Source organism: Nocardia sp. NBC_01730 (assembly GCF_035920445.1).
Lineage (GTDB): Bacteria > Actinomycetota > Actinomycetes > Mycobacteriales > Mycobacteriaceae > Nocardia.
Map to the genome: position 1 here is coordinate 1707015 of NZ_CP109162.1, position 17309 is coordinate 1724323.

The following is a 17309-nucleotide window of genomic DNA, read 5'->3' on the forward strand; positions in this document are numbered from 1 at the left end:
CGACAAGTGGAAGTGAGTCGGTAGAACATGGGTCTCGAGGAAAAACTGCCCAGCGGGTTTCTGCTGAGCACGGTCGAGGATTTCGCTGGATACCTGCGCAAGAGCTCGCTGTGGCCCGCCACCTTCGGCCTGGCCTGCTGCGCCATCGAGATGATGGCTACCGGCGCAGGCCGATTCGACATCGCGCGCTTCGGCATGGAGGCGTTCCGCGCCTCACCTCGGCAGGCCGATCTGATGATCGTCGCGGGCCGGGTGAGTCAGAAGATGGCCCCGGTGCTGCGTCAGGTCTACGACCAGATGACCGAGCCGAAATGGGTGCTGGCAATGGGCGTCTGCGCGTCCTCCGGCGGGATGTTCAACAACTACGCCATCGTCCAAGGCGTCGACCACGTGGTGCCGGTCGACATCTATCTACCCGGCTGCCCGCCCCGCCCGGAGATGCTGCTCAACGCGATCCTGGCGCTGCACGCGAAAATTCAGGAGATGCCACTCGGCGTCAACCGCGAGGAAGCCATCCGCGCCGCCGAACAGGCCGCGCTCGCCTCGACGCCGACCATCCGGATGGAGGGTCTGCTGCGATGACCTTCGATACCTCCGACAACGCCGATACCGCGCCCGGCCACGACGCGACCGATGCCGCGGCCACCGCGGGCCCCGAAGGCACACTGCCCGAAGAGGATTCCGCACAGTCCGGCGCCGAGGTGATCAGCGTGCGCCGCGGCATGTTCGGTGTCACCGGCACCGGCGACACCTCCGGCTACGGCCGCCTCGTCCGCCCGGTCACCCTGCCCGGCAGCACACCCGCACCCTACGGCGGCTACTTCGACGAGGTGGTCGACTCGCTCCGCGCCGCGCTCAGCGCGGTCGGCACCCGCTTCGACACGGTGCTGGAGAAGGTGGTCGTCTTCCGCGGCGAACTCACCCTGCATGTGCGCCGCGAGCACCTCGTCGCCGTAGCCCGCGCACTACGTGACGACCCCGCGCTGCGTTTCGAGCTCTGCCTCGGCGTGAACGGCGTGCACTATCCGGAGGACTCCGACCGCGAACTGCATGCGGCCTACCACCTCATGTCGATCACGCACAACCGCCGTCTGCGCGTGGAGGTGTCCGCGCCGGACGCGGACCCGCACATCCCCTCGCTCTACGACGTGTACCCGACCACCGACTGGCACGAGCGCGAGACCTACGACTTCTTCGGCATCCTGTTCGACGGTCACCCCTCGCTCACCCGGATCGCCATGCCGGACGACTGGCGAGGCCACCCCCAGCGCAAGGACTACCCGCTCGGCGGGATCCCGGTCGAATACAAGGGCGCGCGCATCCCGCCGCCCGACGAGCGGAGGACGTACAGCTGATGAACGACACCGACACCCGGCCCGACGTCGCAGGTGACGCCGGGCCGGAGCCCACCGTGGTCACCATCGCGGGACAGGACTGGGATCAGGTCGCCGAGACGCTATCCGGCGCGGGCGAGGAACGCATCGTGGTGAACATGGGCCCGCAGCATCCGTCGACGCACGGCGTGCTACGGCTGATCCTCGAGATCGAAGGCGAGACGGTCACCGAGGCCCGCTGCGGAATCGGGTATCTGCACACCGGAATCGAGAAGAACCTCGAATTCCGCAATTGGACCCAGGGCGTCACCTTCGTCACCCGCATGGACTACCTGTCGCCATTCTTCAACGAGACGGCGTACTGCCTCGGCGTGGAACAGCTGCTCGACATCACCGAGCAGATCCCCGAACGCGCCACGGTCATCCGCGTCCTGCTCATGGAGCTCAACCGCATCTCCTCACACCTTGTCGCGCTGGCCACCGGCGGGATGGAACTCGGCGCGCTCACCCCGATGCTGTTCGGCTTCCGGGAACGCGAGCTGATCCTCGACGTCTTCGAGACCATTACCGGTCTGCGGATGAACCACGCCTACATCCGACCCGGCGGCCTCATCCAGGACCTGCCCGACGACGGCGTCTCCAAGGTGCGCGAACTGCTCGCCCTGCTGCCCAAGCGGCTGCGCGATATGGAGCACCTGCTCACCTCGAACCCGATCTGGAAGGCCCGCACCCAGGACATCGGCTACCTCGATCTGCAGGGGTGCATGGCGCTCGGCATCACCGGCCCGGTGTTGCGCGCCACCGGCCTTCCGCACGACCTGCGCAAGGCTCAGCCGTATTGCGGCTACGAGAACTACGAATTCGACATCCCTACCACGACCGGCTGCGACTGCTACGGCCGCTACGTGATCCGGGTGGAGGAGATGAAGGAGTCGCTGAAGATCGCCGAACAGTGCCTGGACCGGTTGCGGCCCGGCCCCGTGATGGTGGACGACAAGAAGATCGCCTGGCCCGCCGACCTGCAGCTCGGCCCGGACGGACTCGGCAACTCGCCCAAGCACATCGGCAAGATCATGGGTACATCCATGGAGGGCCTCATCCACCACTTCAAGCTGGTCACCGAGGGCATCCGGGTTCCGGCGGGCCAGGTGTACGTGGCCGTCGAGTCGCCGCGCGGCGAACTGGGCGTGCACATGGTCAGCGACGGCGGCAGCCGACCTTACCGGGTGCACTATCGCGATCCCTCGTTCACCAATCTGCAAGCGGTCGCGGCGATGTGCGAGGGCGGCATGGTCGCCGACGTCATCGCCTCGGTTGCCAGTATCGACCCGGTCATGGGCGGAGTGGACCGATGACGGAAATCCTCCTGAAGCTCAGCACCCGGCCCGAGCCGTACCCTCCGTTCGTCCGCGAGCGGCTCGAGACCGACGCAGAGCAGATCATCGCGCGCTACCCGCATCCGCGCTCGGCACTGCTGCCGCTGCTACACCTGGTGCAATCCGAGGAGGGCTACGTCACCGGAACCGGCATCGACTTCTGCGCCGAGCAGCTGGACTTGACCGGTGCCGAGGTCACCGCCGTGGCCACCTTCTACTCCATGTACCGGCGCACACCGACCGGCGACTACCACGTCGGCGTGTGCACCAACACGCTGTGCGCGGTCATGGGCGGTGACGCCATCCTCGCTGCCCTCGAGCGCCACCTGGGCATCGAGCACGGCGACACCACAGCGGACGGGTCGATCACGCTAGAGCACGTCGAATGCAACGCGGCCTGCGACTTCGCGCCCGTGGTCATGGTCAACTGGGAGTTCTTCGACAACCAGACGCCGGAATCCGCCCGCGCCCTGGTGGACGCGCTGCGCGCCGGACAGCAGGTGACGCCGACCCGTGGCGCGCCGCTGTGCACCTTCAAGCAGACCGCGCGCGTCCTCGCCGGATTCCCGGACGAACGCCCCGGCGTCCTCGACGGAGTCGCGGGCGATGCCACTCTCGCCGGTCTGCGCGTCGCCCGCGAGCAGAACATGCAAGCGCCAGGGCCACAACAGGATTCGGAGGGCGCCTGATGGCACTCACCCCCGTACTCACCAGGTACTGGGACGAGCCGCAGTCCTGGACGATCGACACCTACCGTCGCCACGACGGCTACCAGGCGCTGCGCAAAGCCCTTGACATGGACCCCGACCAGGTCATTCAGACCGTCAAGGACGCGGGCCTGCGCGGCCGTGGCGGCGCGGGCTTCCCCACCGGCATGAAGTGGAGCTTCATCCCGCAGGGCCCCGGCCCCGATGGTGTCAGCAAGCCGCATTACCTCGTGGTCAACGCCGACGAGTCGGAACCAGGCACCTGCAAGGACATTCCGCTCATGCTGGCCGCACCGCACGCGCTGATCGAGGGCGTCGTCATCGCGTCGTACGCCATCCGCGCCGCGCACGCGTTCATCTATGTACGGGGCGAAGTCGTTCCGGTGCTGCGACGGCTACAAGCCGCAGTGGCGCAGGCCTACGAGGCCGGGTTCCTCGGCCGCGACATCCTCGGCTCCGGCTTCGACCTCGAGCTGATCGTGCACGCGGGTGCGGGCGCCTACATCTGCGGTGAGGAGACCGCGTTGCTGGATTCGCTCGAAGGCCGTCGCGGGCAACCGCGACTTCGTCCACCGTTCCCCGCCGTCGCGGGCCTCTACGCCTGCCCGACCGTGGTGAACAACGTGGAATCGATCGCGAGCGTGCCACCGATCATCCAGAACGGCACTGCCTGGTTTCGGTCCATGGGCAGCGAGAAGTCCCCCGGCTTCACCCTCTACTCACTGTCCGGCCACGTGGCGAGGCCGGGACAGTACGAGGCGCCGCTCGGCGTCACGCTGCGTGAGCTGCTCGGCTACGCCGGCGGCGTCCGCACCGGACACCAGGTCAAGTTCTGGACCCCAGGCGGTTCCTCCACGCCACTGTTCACCGAGGAGCACCTCGACGTGCCGCTCGACTACGAGGGCGTCGCCGGTGCCGGATCCATGTTGGGCACCAAGGCACTACAGATATTCGACGACACCACCTGCGTCGTGCGGGCGGTACTGCGCTGGACCGAGTTCTACGCGCACGAGTCCTGCGGCAAGTGCACCCCGTGCCGGGAGGGCACCTACTGGCTCGTTCAGTTGCTGCGGCGGGTCGAGGCAGGCCGCGGCACCGAATCCGACCTGGGCAAGCTTCTCGACATCAGCGACACCATCAACGGCAAGTCGTTCTGTGCCCTCGGAGACGGCGCGGCAAGCCCGATCATCTCCTCGCTGAAGTACTTCCGCGAGGAGTACGTCGACCATCTGCGGCTCGGCGGATGCCCGTTCGACCCGGCTCGCACCACGGCATGGGCCGAGGCAGGAGAAGAGGTTCGATGAATCCGGTATCGCGTAGCGATTCGATGAGGGGTGGAGGTCAGGCGACAGCTCGGCCAGCCATCGCGAGTAGCAGCACCAGCGGGCTGGTTCCGGCCGACCTGGTGACCGTGACCATCGATGACACCGCCGTCAGCGTACCCGCGGGCACCCTGCTGATCCGGGCCGCCGAACTGATCGGCATCCAGATCCCCCGCTTCTGCGACCACCCGCTGCTCGACCCGGTGGGCGCCTGCCGCCAGTGCCTGGTCGAGGTGGAGGGCCAGCGCAAGCCAGTCGCCTCCTGCACCATGGCCGTCGCCGACGGCATGGTGGTGCGCACCCAGCTCACCTCCCCCGTCGCCGACAAGGCGCAGGAGGGTGTGATGGAGCTGTTGCTGATCAATCACCCGCTCGACTGCCCGGTGTGCGACAAGGGCGGCGAATGCCCGCTGCAGAACCAGGCGATGTCCACCGGCCGTGCCGAATCCCGGTTCGACGGCGAGAAGCGCACCTACCCCAAGCCGATTCCGCTGTCTACGGCCGTCCTGCTCGACCGGGAACGCTGTGTGCTCTGTGCCCGCTGCACCCGCTTCGCACAGCAGGTCGCGGGTGACCCGTTCATCGAATTGATGGATCGCGGCGCGCTGCAACAGGTCGGCACGGCACAGGCCGAACCGCTGGACTCCTACTTCTCCGGCAACACCGTGCAGATCTGCCCGGTCGGCGCGCTCACCGGCACCAGCTACCGATTCCGTGCCCGCCCGTTCGACCTGGTGTCCAGCCCGAACGTGTGCGAGCACTGCGCCTCCGGCTGCGCACAGCGCACCGACCATCGGCGCGGCAAGGTACTGCGCAGGCTTGCGGGCGACGACCCGCAGGTCAACGAGGAGTGGAACTGCGACAAGGGGCGCTGGGCCTTCGCCTACGCCACCGAACGCGACCGGCTCACTACGCCGCTGGTGCGTGGGTGGGACGGCAAGCTCGCGCCCGCCTCCTGGTCCGAAGCGCTCGCCGCGGCCGCGGAGGGACTCGCCGCCGCGTTCGGCAACGCCGGCGTGCTCGTCGGCGGCCGGGTCACCGAGGAGGACGCCTACGCCTACGCCAAGTTCGCGCGAATCGCCCTCGGCACCAACGACATCGACTTCCGCATCCGTGCGCACTCGGTGGAGGAGGCCGATTTCCTCGCTGCCCACGTCGCGGGCCGGGGCTCCACGGTGACCTACGACAGCCTCGAGGCCGCACCGGTGGTCCTGCTGGCCGGGTTCGAACCCGAGGAGGAGTCGCCCCTCGTCTACCTGCGACTGCGCAAGGCGGCTCGCAAGCATCACCTGCCGGTCTACTCGGTGGCGCCCTACTCCTCGCGCGGACTCGGCCGCATGTCCGGCCGCCTCCTGCAGGCCGTGCCCGGTGCGGAACCGCGCTTGCTGGACGCCATCCGCACCGGCGAAAACCCCACGCCCACAACTAATTATGCTCAACTGGCCGGGCTGCTGCGCGAACCAGGGGCAGTGATCATGGTCGGCGAACGGATGGCGGGCATCCCCGGTGCGCTGTCGGCGGCTGTCCGGCTCGCTGACGAGACCGGAGCCGCGCTCGCCTGGGTCCCGCGCCGAGCCGGAGAACGTGGAGCCGTCGAGGCGGGCGCACTGCCCGGCCTGCTGCCCGGCGGTCGCCCTGTGGTGGATTCCCGTGCCCGCCAACAGGTCCGGTCCTTGTGGAACGTGCCCGAACTGCCGGGCACCGTCGGCCGCGACACCGCGGCCATCCTGGCCGCCGCGGCCGGCCTCGGCGCGCTGGTAATCGGCGGCGTCGACGTCGCCGACCTGCCCGACCCGGCCGCCGCGCTCGCCGCCGTCGACGCCGCGAGGTTCGTGGTCAGCCTGGAACTGCGGCACAGTCCCGTCACCGAACGCGCCGACGTGGTTTTCCCGGTGGCCTCGGCCATGGAGAAGTCCGGCACGTTCCGCACCTGGGAGGGGAGGCCTCGACCGTTCGCCGCCGCGCTCGGCGACGACATGGTGCGTCGCCAGTCCGCCCCGCTGTCGGATCAGCGGGTGCTGCACGCCATCGCGGACGAGATGACGGTGCTCCTCGGCCTGCCCGACACCGAATCCGCCCGCGCCGAACTCGCCGAACTCGGCGCGTGGGACGGAGCGCCCGTCACACCGCCGGCGAACCGGCCGCATCCACTCCCCCAGCCCGGACCGGGCGCCGCGATACTTGCCAGCTGGCGGATGCTGCTCGACCAAGGCCGCCTGCAGGACGGCGAACCGAATCTGGCGGGCATCGCCCGCCCACCGGTGGTGCGCCTGTCTGCCGCGACGGCCGCCGAAATCGGCGTGATCACCGACGATCCGGTCACGGTCGCCACCGACCGTGGCGCCGTCACACTGCCGCTGATGATCAGCGACCTGCCCGACCGTGTGGTCTGGCTGCCGCAGCACTCACCGGGTTGCTCCGTCACCGAGCAACTCGCCGTCCAACCCGGTGACATCGTGCACCTGCGACGCGCCGACGAGAGGATGAAGGAACACCGTCATGAGTGATCTGGCTGCGCTCTTCACGGCGTCCGCGGGGCCCTCTGTGGTTACGCACGCTGCCTCCTACGGGCCCGACGCGACCGCCGGTTTCGGAAACGACCCACTGTGGCTCGTGATCGCGAAAGCTCTCGCCGTCTTCGTCTACCTGATGTTCATTCCGCTGATCGCCGTGGTAGCCGAACGAAAGATCGTGGCCCGCATGCAAATGCGGATCGGGCCCAACCGGACCGGACCGTTCGGCTCGCTGCAGAGCATCGCCGACGGCGTGAAGATGGCCCTCAAGGAGGACATCGTCCCGGCGATCGTGGACAAGCCGATCTTCATTCTGGCGCCGATCATCTCGGTGGTGCCCGCGTTCATGGCGTTCGCAGTCATCCCCCTTGGCCCCGAGGTGTCGATCTTCGGCAACCGCACCGCGCTCCAACTCACCGACCTGCCCGTGGCGGTGCTGTACATCCTGGCGATCACCTCGATCGGCGTGTACGGCATCGTGCTTGCCGGATGGTCGTCCGGCTCCACCTACCCGCTGCTCGGCGGCCTGCGCTCGACCGCACAGGTCATCTCCTATGAGATCGCGATGGCGTTGTGTTTCGCCACCGTGTTCCTGCTCGGCGGCACCATGGCAACCTCCGGCATCGTCTCCGCGCAAGAGGGCACCTGGTATGTCTTCCTGCTGCTTCCGTCGTTCCTGATCTACTGCGTCTCCATGGTCGGTGAGACCAACCGGGCGCCCTTCGACCTGCCCGAGGCCGAGGGCGAGCTGGTCGGCGGCTTCCACACCGAATACTCCTCGCTCAAGTTCGCCATGTTCATGTTGGCCGAATATGTCAACATGGGAACGGTTTCCGCCCTGGCGACCACCCTGTTCCTCGGCGGCTGGCACGCGCCGTGGCCACTGAACATGTGGGACGGCGCCAACTCCGGCTGGTGGCCGGTGCTGTGGTTCACCGCCAAGGTGTGGACGTTCCTGTTCGTTTTCATCTGGCTGCGCGGCACGCTGCCGCGCCTGCGCTACGACCAGTTCATGAGTCTCGGCTGGAAACTGCTGATCCCGACCTCCCTGTTCTGGGTCATGGTGGTGGCCACCGCGCGGGTACTGCAGGCCGAGGGCTATCACGTGCAGACGCCGATCCTGGTGATAGGCGGCCTGGTGATCTCCGGGCTGATGGTGCTCCAGTTCCTGCGGGCGGGCCGGGCGAAGGGCACGCCGCCACCGGTCGACGAGCCCGCGGCTGCAGGCTCGTCGGTCTTCCTCGGCTTCCCGGTGCCGCCGCTGCCCGCCGACGTCCGCTCCCGAGACGCCGCCGAAGCCGGACTGCTGGACCCGCTCGCCGGATTCATGGTCACCGCCGCCACCATGTTCAAAAGGCCCAACACCGAGTTCTATCCAGAGCAGAAGGTGCCCACCGCGCCTCGCTACCACGGCAGGCATCAGCTCAACCGGCACCCGGACGGCCTGGAGAAGTGCATCGGCTGCGAACTGTGCGCATGGGCCTGCCCCGCCGACGCGATCTACGTGGAAGGCGCCGACAACACCGAGGCGGAGCGCTATTCGCCAGGTGAACGCTACGGCCGGGTCTACCAGATCAATTACCTGCGCTGCATCGGCTGCGGGTTGTGCATCGAGGCGTGCCCCACCCGTGCACTCACCATGACCAACGACTACGAACTCACCGACGACAACCGGGCCGACCTGATCTACGAGAAGGACCAACTGCTGGCCCCGATGCAGCCCGGCATGACCGCGCCACCGCACGCGATGTACCCCGGCGCCGACGAGGCCGACTACTACCTCGGCAACGTTCCCGGCAGCCCACGGGAAACCGCCGCCGTCGATCCCGGGCAGCCCGCCCCCGCGGGCGCGAAAGGAGCAGTGCGGTGACCGACCTGATCCTGGCCGCGGAGCCATTGACCCGCACCTCCACCGGAGAAGCCGTCCAATTCTGGATCCTGGCCCCACTGGCGGTGATCGGCGCGCTCGGCATGGTGTTCGCGCCCAAGGCCGTGTACTCCGCGATGTGCCTGGCCGCGACGATGATCACGCTGGCCGCGTTCTACATCGCCGAGGATGCGCTGTTCCTCGGCGTCGTGCAGATCGTGGTCTACACCGGCGCGGTAATGATGCTGTTCTTGTTCGTGCTGATGCTCGTCGGCGTCGACTCCGCCGAATCGCTGAAGGAAACCATCCGCGGCCAGCGCCTCGCCGCCGCCGCGGTAGGCCTCGGCTTCGGCCTGCTGCTGGTCGGCGGCATCGCCAACGGTGTGCGTGACTCCGGAATCCCCTTCCCCGCCAGTGGTTTCGCGGGCCGCGACGTGATCGGCGAGCTCGCCGAGCTGATCTTCGTGCGCTATGTGTGGGCCTTCGAGCTCACCGGCGCCCTCTTGATCACCGCCACCATCGGCGCGATGGTGCTCGCCCACCGCGAACAGTTCGGGCCGCGGATGAGCCAGCGCGAGGTGTCCCGCCGCCGGTTCCGCGAAGCGGGCCACCGCGCCACTCCGTTGCCCACTCCCGGCGTGTACGCCCGGCACAACGCGGTGGACGTCCCGGCACAACTGCCCGACGGCTCCTTCGAGGAACTCTCGGTCAGCACCATCCTGCGGCACCGTCGCACCAGGGCGCTCACCGAAGCGGCCGTCCTCTCGGTCGGCACCGCGAGCCCATCGAACGGGACCGAGAACCAGAGCGACGAGGAAGGCAATCGGTGAATCCAGAGAACTACCTGTTCCTGTCCGCCCTGCTGTTCACGATCGGCGCGGCCGGCGTACTGCTGCGGCGTAACGCCATCGTGGTGTTCATGTGCATCGAGCTGATGCTCAACGCGGTGAACCTCGCATTCGTCACCTTCGCCAGGTTGCATGCCAACCTGGACGGCCAAGTGTTCGCGTTCTTCACCATGGTGGTCGCCGCGGCCGAGGTCGTCGTCGGTCTGGCCATCATCATGACCATCTTCCGCGCCCGCCGCTCGACCTCGGTCGACGACGCCAACCTGCTGAAGTTCTGACGTGGACACGGCAACGCTCTGGCTGCTGCCCGCCCTCCCCCTGGCGGGTGCGATCGTCCTGCTGCTCACCGGACGCTACAGCGGCGCATGGGGTCACCTGCTCGGCACAACGATGGCGCTGGCCTCCTTCGTGGTCGCCGGTATCGCGTTCTTCGCCATGCTCGGGCGCGACACCGCCGCACGTGCGGTGCACACCGATCTGTTCAGCTGGGTTCCGGTGGCAGGCCTCCAGGTCGACTTCGGGCTCCAATTGGACCAGCTCTCGGTGTGTTTCGCACTGCTGATCACCGGCGTCGGCTCGCTGATCCACGTCTACTCGATCGGCTACATGAGCCACGACCCGGCGCGGCGACGGTTCTTCGCCTACCTCAACCTGTTCCTCGCGGCCATGCTGCTGCTAGTGCTCGCGAACAACTACCTCGTGCTCTACCTCGGCTGGGAGGGCGTCGGCCTGGCGTCCTACCTGCTGATCGGGTTCTGGCACGAAAAACCATCGGCGGCAACGGCGGCCAAGAAGGCGTTCGTGGTCAACCGGGTCGGCGACATAGGTCTGGCGATCGCCATGATGATCATGTTCGCGACGTTCGGATCGATCGGCTTCGGCGACGTGTTCGGCGCCGCGCCCGCCGCCGGCGAGGGCACACTCACCGCGATCGGCCTGTTGCTGCTGCTGGCCGCGTGTGGCAAGTCCGCGCAGGTGCCACTGCAGTCCTGGCTCGGCGACGCGATGGAGGGCCCCACCCCGGTGTCGGCGCTCATCCACGCAGCCACCATGGTCACTGCGGGCGTCTACCTGATCGCGCGGTCCAACCCGATCTTCGACCTCGCGCCGAACGCGCGGCTCGGGGTCGTGCTGGTCGGCGCCGTCACGCTGCTGTTCGGCGCGATAGTCGGCTGCGCCAAGGACGACATCAAGAAGGCACTGGCCGCGTCCACGATGAGCCAGATCGGTTACATGGTGCTCGCTGCGGGCCTCGGCCCGGCCGGCTACGCCGTCGCCATCATGCACCTGCTCACCCACGGATTCTTCAAAGCCGGACTGTTCCTCGGCGCCGGTTCGGTGATGCACGCGATGGACGACGAGACCGACATGCGCCACTACGGCGGCCTGCGCACGCTCCTGCCGATCACGTATGTCACCTTCGGCCTCGGCTACCTTGCCATTATCGGGGTCCCGCCGTTCGCCGGGTTCTTCTCGAAGGACCGGATCATCGAGGCGGCGTTCAACCAAGGCGGCACAAGCGGACTCGCATTGGGCACGGTGACGCTGCTCGGTGCGGGACTGACCGCGTTCTACATGACGCGCGTCATGCTGATGACCTTCTTCGGTGAGCGCCGCTGGAAACCGGATACACATCCACACGAACCGCCAGCGGTGATGACAGGACCGATGATCTTGCTCGCGGTGGGCTCGGTCGGGGCAGGCGCCCTGTTCGTCCTCGGCTCCTCGCTGCAGAACTGGCTCGAACCGGTGGTCGGCGCCCATCATGGCGAGGAAGCCGTCCCCGCGGCTGTGGTCACAACGCTCGCGCTACTGGTGGTAGCCGTCGGCGTCGCGGTCGCCTACTACCGGTACGCGCAGCGTGAGGTTCCGCAAGCCGCACCGGAAACCGTGTCGACGCTGACTGTCGCGGCGCGCAGGGACCTCTACGGCGATGTGTTCAACGAGGCGACGTTCATGCGGCCGGGACGGCATCTGACTCGGGCACTGGTCTTCCTCGACAATCGCGGCATCGACGGGATAGTCAACGGCACCGCTGCGGTGATCGGTGGGCTGTCGGCGCGGGTCCGGCGGGTGCAGTCCGGGTTCGTGCGCTCGTATGCCCTGTCCATGTTCACCGGCGCGGCCCTGGTGGCTGCCGCCCTGCTGGCGGTGAGGTTGTGGTGAGCGATTTTCCCTGGTTGACGACGCTGTGGTTGGCGCCGATCGTCGGAGCGGCGATCGTACTCGTGCTGCCCGCCGCGCGACGCACCCTCGCCCGCTGTGTGGCGCTGGGCTTCTCGCTGGTGACCTTGATTCTCGGTATCGGGCTCGCGGTGGGATTCGATCCCGGCGGCGCACAGTACCAGTTCGTCGAATCCCACCAATGGATTCCGGCGTTCGGCGCCGGTTACACGCTGGGCCTGGACGGGATCGCCCTGGTGCTGGTGCTGCTGACCGCGGCGCTGGTTCCGCTGCTGATCCTGGCGGGCTGGCATGACGAACGCGAGGTGGGCAGCGGCAAACGGGTCGCGCACACCTACGTTGCGCTCATCCTGCTCGTCGAGGCCATGGTGCTGATCTCCTTCGTCTCGCTGGACATCCTACTGTTCTACGTGTTCTTCGAGGCGATGCTGATCCCGATGTACTTCCTCATCGGCGGCTTCGGGCCGCGCACCGGGGATGTGCAGCTGCGTCAGCAGCGGTCGCGGGCGGCGGTGAAGTTCCTGCTGTACAACCTGTTCGGCGGATTGATCATGCTGGCTGCGGTGATCGGCTTGTACGTGCTCACCGCCCGCGAAGGGCTGGGCGAGGGATCGTCGGGCACATTCGACTTCCGCGCCGTGGTCGCGGCCGCCAACGCAGGCCAGCTCGGCGCGGGGCCCGCGGTGCTCAATGCCCTGTTCCTCGGGTTCATGTTCGCCTTCGCGGTAAAAGCACCGCTGTGGCCGCTACACACCTGGCTGCCGGACGCCGCCGTCGCGGCGACACCGTCGAGCGCGGTGCTGATGATGGCGGTGGTCGACAAGGTGGGGACGTTCGGCATGCTGCGCTACTGCCTGCCGCTGTTTCCCGACGCGTCCGGAACCTATGCGCCGCTGGTGATCACGCTCGCGGTGATCGGCATCGTCTACGGCGCGCTGCTGGCGATCGGACAGACCGACGTGATGCGGCTGATCGCCTACACCTCGATCTCCCACTTCGGCTTCATCATCCTCGGCATCTTCGCCATGACCAGCCAGGGCCAGACCGGCGCGACGCTGTACATGGTCAACCACGGCATCTCCACCGCCGCACTGTTCCTGGTGGCCGGATTCCTGGTATCGCGCCGCGGCACCCGGCTCATCGCGGAGTTCGGCGGCGTGCAGAAAGTGGCCCCGGTGCTGGCCGGCACGTTCTTCATCGCCGGTCTCGCGACCCTGTCGCTGCCCGGGCTCGCCCCGTTCGTCAGCGAATTCCTCGTGCTGGTTGGCACATTCACCCGCTACCAGTTCGCCGCGGTAGTTGCCACCAGCGCACTGGTGCTCGCCGCGCTGTATGTGTTGTGGCTATACCAGCGGATGATGACCGGACCGGTGAAGGACGGCAACGAGCGGATCTACGACCTAGTGCCCCGGGAACTCGCCGTGGTGGCTCCGCTGATCGCCGCGCTGCTGTTCCTCGGCGTCTACCCGAAAGTCCTGACGGACTTCATCAATCCCGCGGTGAGCCAGACGCTCACCACCATCGGCCGGACCGATCCCGCGCCGTCGACACCCACGCTGCCCGAGGCAGGTTCGGCCGAACACCCCGGAGGTGCCCACAAATGAGCCGACTGATTGCGCGCCTTGTCGTCACCGTCGCGGGAATGCTCGCCGCGATGATCGCCTTCCCGAGGACGGCCTGAGTGAGCGACTTCGACTACGCGACAACGCTCGCCGCGCGTGTGCCCGCGCCGAGCATCGAATACGGCTACCTGTCCCCCATGCTGATCGTGTTCGGCGCCGCCGTGCTCGGTGTGCTCGTCGAGGCGTTCCTCGAGCGCCGCTACCGCTACGGCACGCACCTGGTGCTGAGTCTGGTCGGGCTGGTGGCGGCGCTGGTAGCCGTGGTGGCGCTGGCGGGCACCGAGTCCACCGCGATCGCGGGCGCCGTGGCGATCGACGGCTTCAGCCTGTTTCTACAGGGCACGATCCTGGTGGTGTCGATCCTCGGCGTCCTGCTCATCGCCGAGCGCGGCGCCGAACCCCGTGTCGAAGCCCGTACCGGCCCGGGGACATGGAGTCTGGCCGCCGCCACCCTCGGACACGGCGTGGACGCCTTCACTCCGCAGGCTTCCGCGGTGCCCGGCAGCGCGACCGAAGCTGCGGCGCTCCGCGCGGGCGTCGCGACCACTGAGGTGTTCCCGCTGACGCTGCTCGCGGTCGGTGGCCTGATGCTGTTTCCGGCGTCCAACGACCTGCTCACCATGTTCGTCGCACTCGAGGTGCTGTCGCTGCCGCTGTATCTGCTGTGTGGGCTGGCGCGGCGCAGCCGGCTGCTCTCGCAGGAGGCGTCGCTGAAGTATTTCCTGCTCGGCGCGTTCTCCTCGGCGTTCTTCCTCTACGGTGTCGCGCTGCTCTATGGGCAGGCAGGCACGGTGCGGCTCGGCGGGATCGCGGACGCTATCGCTCAGCACCCGGACAACGCGATGCTGGCGCTGCTCGGAGTCGCGATGCTCGCGGTCGGCCTGCTGTTCAAGATCGGTGCCGTGCCGTTCCAGTCGTGGGTGCCGGACGTGTACCAGGGCGCGCCCACCCCGATTACGGGCTTCATGGCCGCGGCAACCAAAATCGCGGCAGTCGGCGCGTTGCTGCGTGTCCTGCAGGTCGCGGTGCCGGGATTGCGCGACGACTGGCGCCCGATCCTGGCGGCCGTCGCGATCGCCACCATGGCGGTCGGCGCGGTCATGGCAATCACGCAGACCGACGTCAAGCGCATGCTCGCGTATTCTTCGGTGGCCCATGCCGGTTTCATCCTCATCGGCTTGGCGGCGGCGAACGATCGCGGTGTCGCGGCGGTGCTGTTCTATCTGCTGGCCTACGGCCTAGGCACGCTCGGCGCATTCGCGGTGGTCAGCCTGGTCCGCGAATCCTCCGGCGCCGAGGCCACCAGCCTGCCCCAGTGGGCCGGGCTCGGCCGCCGCTCCCCTTGGCTGGCTACGGTTTTCGCACTGTTGCTGCTTTCCTTTGCGGGCCTGCCGCTCACCAGCGGGTTCGTCAGCAAGTTCGCCGTCTTCGAAGCCGCGGCCACGGGCGGCGCGACGCCGCTGGTGATCGTCGGCGTGATCTGCAGTGCCATCGCGGCGTTCTTCTACATTCGCGTAATCGTGCTGATGTTCTTCACCGACCCGCCCGCCGACGCTCCGCTGATCACCACCCCTGCGCTCACCACGACGATCGTGGCCGTCGCTGCGGCGGCTACCCTCGTGCTCGGCGTGTTCCCGCAGCCGCTGCTCGATTTGGCTGGTCGGGCGGCGACGTTCATCCGCTGATCTCGTGGTGATCGACGTTCCTAGCCGATCAGGTCCAACGGTCGGGGTCCGCTCGTGGGCGTCGTAGTCCTGTCGGGCCCGTTCGGGGGTTGAGGGACAGTCGCCCGAGATCCGGCGCTAAGGAGTTATCGCAGATAAGGACTCTTTATCTGAGATAGGCTCGGGGCCGGCTTGGCGTTATGACCCTTTCGGGTCGGGTCGACTCCGGAATTAATCTGCGATAGCGCGAGAGATGGTGCAATGGGGACGGTTTCGAGCCTGCCGATACGGCAGGCGTGCGCTTGGCGGACGCGGTGAAGGTGTTCCTCGACACGATCCCGGCGACGAACACCCGCCGGGGCTACGGCATCGTGTTTAACCGCTTGGTCGCCGACTTCGGCGCGGGACACGAATGTGGCGCTGTTGGTCCTGGAGCCGGATCGGGTGAGCGGGTGGTTCACCGTCGTGTGGGACAACAAGGCGGCCACGACGTTCAACCGGGGTTCCGGTAGTAATCGCCGAAATAACAACGGATATGGCGTAGTCCCTGGTCAGGGATAGGTGCGGCGTTGAGGGTTCCGGCTGGCTACTGGTCTTCTGGACGCTGGAGAACCTGGGCCTGGAGGCGGTCGCGGAGGTCGGTTTCTTCGGGTGTGAGCGGGACGACCAATGCGGGCGGGTTTCGGCCGGATCGGCAGGCCGTCGTCCGCGGCGGTGTGTTCGGCTTCCGCGGACGCCCGGTAAAGGGAGGCGACGGACGGGGATTCGCCTGCGTTCTTCCCGGTCTTGATGGTGAGCTTTTTCGCGATGTCCGGGACCGGGATGCCTTTGTTCTTCAGTGCGAGGGCGAAGGTGAGCGAGTCGTCGTCGATGACCTTGGGCCGGCCGCCGTGGTTGCCCTTGGAGGCGGCGATGGCTTGGCCTTCGAGGGTTTTTTCTCGGATGTAGTTGCGTTCGATCTGCCCGGCGCCGGCGAGGACCGCGAAAAACATCGCGCCCATGCCGTTGGGGTCGTAGATGCCGGTGAGTGGGCCGGTGAGGAGTTCGAGCTGGATGCCGCCGGTCTGGAGTTCGGCGGACAGCGCCATCAGTTCGGCAGCGTTGCGGGCCAGGCGCTTGAGCTCGTGGACGGTAAACATGACCGGTGTCTCGGGTGCGGCCTCTTTGAACTGGTGGGCCAGCGCAAGCGCCTTCTCCAACTCGGGCCGGACCCTGACGCGGGTGCTGATCTGCTCGTGAAAGATCTTGTGGCATTCGGCCCGGCGGAGAGCTTCGAGCTGACTGGCCAGCTCTTGGCGGGCGGTCGATGTTCTGGCGTAGCCGATCCGCACCGGCCGTTCGGTTGCCGGTGCCGGAACCACGGTCAGCGTAGGGCCTTGCGTCCAGGTTCGGCCAGGGCGACGATCGGCGGGCACCGGCACGTCGAGTTCCTCGCGCAGTGCGGGCACCAGGACGAAGCGTGGGGTGTGGTGTGGTACTTCGCGGCGGTCTTCCCGCTTCGGGTCCGGCAGGCGCATCGCAGTTCGGGCAGCGGTGATGTTCTACCGCGGCGGCGGCCTGATCGGGGGTCAGCCCCATGGACGAAGTCTCTCAGAAGTGTCTCGCACAAGGGGCAGGTTTCGAGAGGAGTCTTGCGAGCGCTGGCCTGCGGGTTGGTGGTCGATCCGGGGCTGTCGCAGAACTCTCGTATCTGATCATCGTTTGTGAGAGAGACCTCGCGACGGCGACGCCGCCCGCCCCCGGCTGGGGCGGCGGCGCTTCGGCACCCTCGCCGATGGCGGTGACCATCGCAGCGTTCTGGTGCGCTGCCGCCCTTGACCTCGGCGGCCGTCAGGTGAACTGCGGCATCTCGCTTTCGGTCCTCGTCAGCCT

At 67.6% G+C, this 17309-nt stretch carries 13 protein-coding genes and 1 pseudogene; 13 read left to right on the forward strand and 1 reads right to left on the reverse strand.

Annotation, left to right across the window (positions count from 1 at the left end; all coding sequences use genetic code 11):
* The first annotated feature begins 27 nt into the window (after positions 1-27).
* The 13 genes and pseudogenes from OHB12_RS06955 to nuoN all read left to right on the forward strand — a co-directional run bounded on the left by OHB12_RS06955 (position 28) and on the right by nuoN (position 15458).
* Complete coding sequence (locus tag OHB12_RS06955; protein WP_327117260.1) at positions 28-582, forward strand: NuoB/complex I 20 kDa subunit family protein; 555 nt, start codon at positions 28-30, stop codon at positions 580-582.
* Entirely contained in the window at positions 579-1355 is a 777-nt protein-coding gene (locus tag OHB12_RS06960) for an NADH-quinone oxidoreductase subunit C (RefSeq protein ID WP_327117262.1), read from the forward strand. Before OHB12_RS06955 ends, OHB12_RS06960 begins: the two co-directional genes overlap by 4 nt.
* Entirely contained in the window at positions 1355-2689 is a 1335-nt protein-coding gene (locus OHB12_RS06965; protein WP_327117264.1) for an NADH-quinone oxidoreductase subunit D, read from the forward strand. Before OHB12_RS06960 ends, OHB12_RS06965 begins: the two co-directional genes overlap by 1 nt.
* Positions 2686-3399, forward strand: a complete 714-nt coding sequence (gene nuoE, locus OHB12_RS06970) for an NADH-quinone oxidoreductase subunit NuoE (protein ID WP_327117266.1) — start codon at positions 2686-2688, stop codon at positions 3397-3399. The genes OHB12_RS06965 and nuoE overlap by 4 nt, the downstream gene beginning before the upstream one ends.
* Entirely contained in the window at positions 3399-4721 is a 1323-nt protein-coding gene (gene nuoF / locus OHB12_RS06975) for an NADH-quinone oxidoreductase subunit NuoF (protein ID WP_327117268.1), read from the forward strand. Before nuoE ends, nuoF begins: the two co-directional genes overlap by 1 nt.
* A gap of 23 nt (positions 4722-4744) precedes the next feature.
* Complete coding sequence (locus OHB12_RS06980; protein ID WP_327117270.1) at positions 4745-7246, forward strand: NADH-quinone oxidoreductase subunit G; 2502 nt, start codon at positions 4745-4747, stop codon at positions 7244-7246.
* Positions 7239-8594, forward strand: a pseudogene (gene nuoH, locus OHB12_RS06985) (NADH-quinone oxidoreductase subunit NuoH); the annotation flags it as partial. The gene OHB12_RS06980 and the pseudogene nuoH, both read left to right, overlap by 8 nt.
* A 3-nt stretch (positions 8595-8597) precedes the next feature.
* A complete protein-coding gene (gene nuoI / locus OHB12_RS06990; protein WP_442800077.1) occupies positions 8598-9122 on the forward strand; it encodes an NADH-quinone oxidoreductase subunit NuoI in 525 nt (174 codons plus the stop codon).
* Entirely contained in the window at positions 9119-9949 is an 831-nt protein-coding gene (locus OHB12_RS06995; protein WP_327117274.1) for an NADH-quinone oxidoreductase subunit J, read from the forward strand. Before nuoI ends, OHB12_RS06995 begins: the two co-directional genes overlap by 4 nt.
* Entirely contained in the window at positions 9946-10245 is a 300-nt protein-coding gene (nuoK, locus tag OHB12_RS07000) for an NADH-quinone oxidoreductase subunit NuoK (RefSeq protein ID WP_029892786.1), read from the forward strand. The genes OHB12_RS06995 and nuoK overlap by 4 nt, the downstream gene beginning before the upstream one ends.
* A gap of 1 nt (position 10246) precedes the next feature.
* A complete protein-coding gene (nuoL, locus tag OHB12_RS07005; RefSeq protein ID WP_327117281.1) occupies positions 10247-12133 on the forward strand; it encodes an NADH-quinone oxidoreductase subunit L in 1887 nt (628 codons plus the stop codon).
* Complete coding sequence (locus OHB12_RS07010; RefSeq protein ID WP_327117282.1) at positions 12130-13755, forward strand: NADH-quinone oxidoreductase subunit M; 1626 nt, start codon at positions 12130-12132, stop codon at positions 13753-13755. The genes nuoL and OHB12_RS07010 overlap by 4 nt, the downstream gene beginning before the upstream one ends.
* Before the next feature lie 155 nt (positions 13756-13910).
* The gene (gene nuoN, locus OHB12_RS07015; RefSeq protein ID WP_442800078.1) at positions 13911-15458 is read left to right on the forward strand and encodes an NADH-quinone oxidoreductase subunit NuoN; all 1548 of its coding nucleotides are present in this window, start codon (positions 13911-13913) and stop codon (positions 15456-15458) included.
* A gap of 530 nt (positions 15459-15988) precedes the next feature.
* Here the strand turns inward: nuoN and OHB12_RS07020 are convergent.
* Complete coding sequence (locus OHB12_RS07020) at positions 15989-16954, reverse strand: recombinase family protein (RefSeq protein ID WP_327117284.1); 966 nt, start codon at positions 16952-16954, stop codon at positions 15989-15991.
* Positions 16955-17309 lie beyond the last annotated feature (355 nt).

Excerpts from the sequence above, each read along its gene's own strand:
- OHB12_RS06960 (WP_327117262.1), top strand. The coding sequence starts at position 579 with ATGACCTTCGATACCTCCGACAACGCCGATACCGCGCCCGGCCACGAC.
- OHB12_RS06955 (WP_327117260.1), top strand. The coding sequence starts at position 28 with ATGGGTCTCGAGGAAAAACTGCCCAGCGGGTTTCTGCTGAGCACGGTC.
- nuoE (WP_327117266.1), top strand. The coding sequence starts at position 2,686 with ATGACGGAAATCCTCCTGAAGCTCAGCACCCGGCCCGAGCCGTACCCT.
- nuoI (WP_442800077.1), top strand. The coding sequence starts at position 8,598 with ATGTTCAAAAGGCCCAACACCGAGTTCTATCCAGAGCAGAAGGTGCCC.
- nuoF (WP_327117268.1), top strand. The coding sequence starts at position 3,399 with ATGGCACTCACCCCCGTACTCACCAGGTACTGGGACGAGCCGCAGTCC.
- nuoN (WP_442800078.1), top strand. The coding sequence starts at position 13,911 with ATGCTGATCGTGTTCGGCGCCGCCGTGCTCGGTGTGCTCGTCGAGGCG.
- OHB12_RS06980 (WP_327117270.1), top strand. The coding sequence starts at position 4,745 with ATGAGGGGTGGAGGTCAGGCGACAGCTCGGCCAGCCATCGCGAGTAGC.
- OHB12_RS06965 (WP_327117264.1), top strand. The coding sequence starts at position 1,355 with ATGAACGACACCGACACCCGGCCCGACGTCGCAGGTGACGCCGGGCCG.
- OHB12_RS07020 (WP_327117284.1), bottom strand. The coding sequence starts at position 16,954 with ATGCGCCTGCCGGACCCGAAGCGGGAAGACCGCCGCGAAGTACCACAC.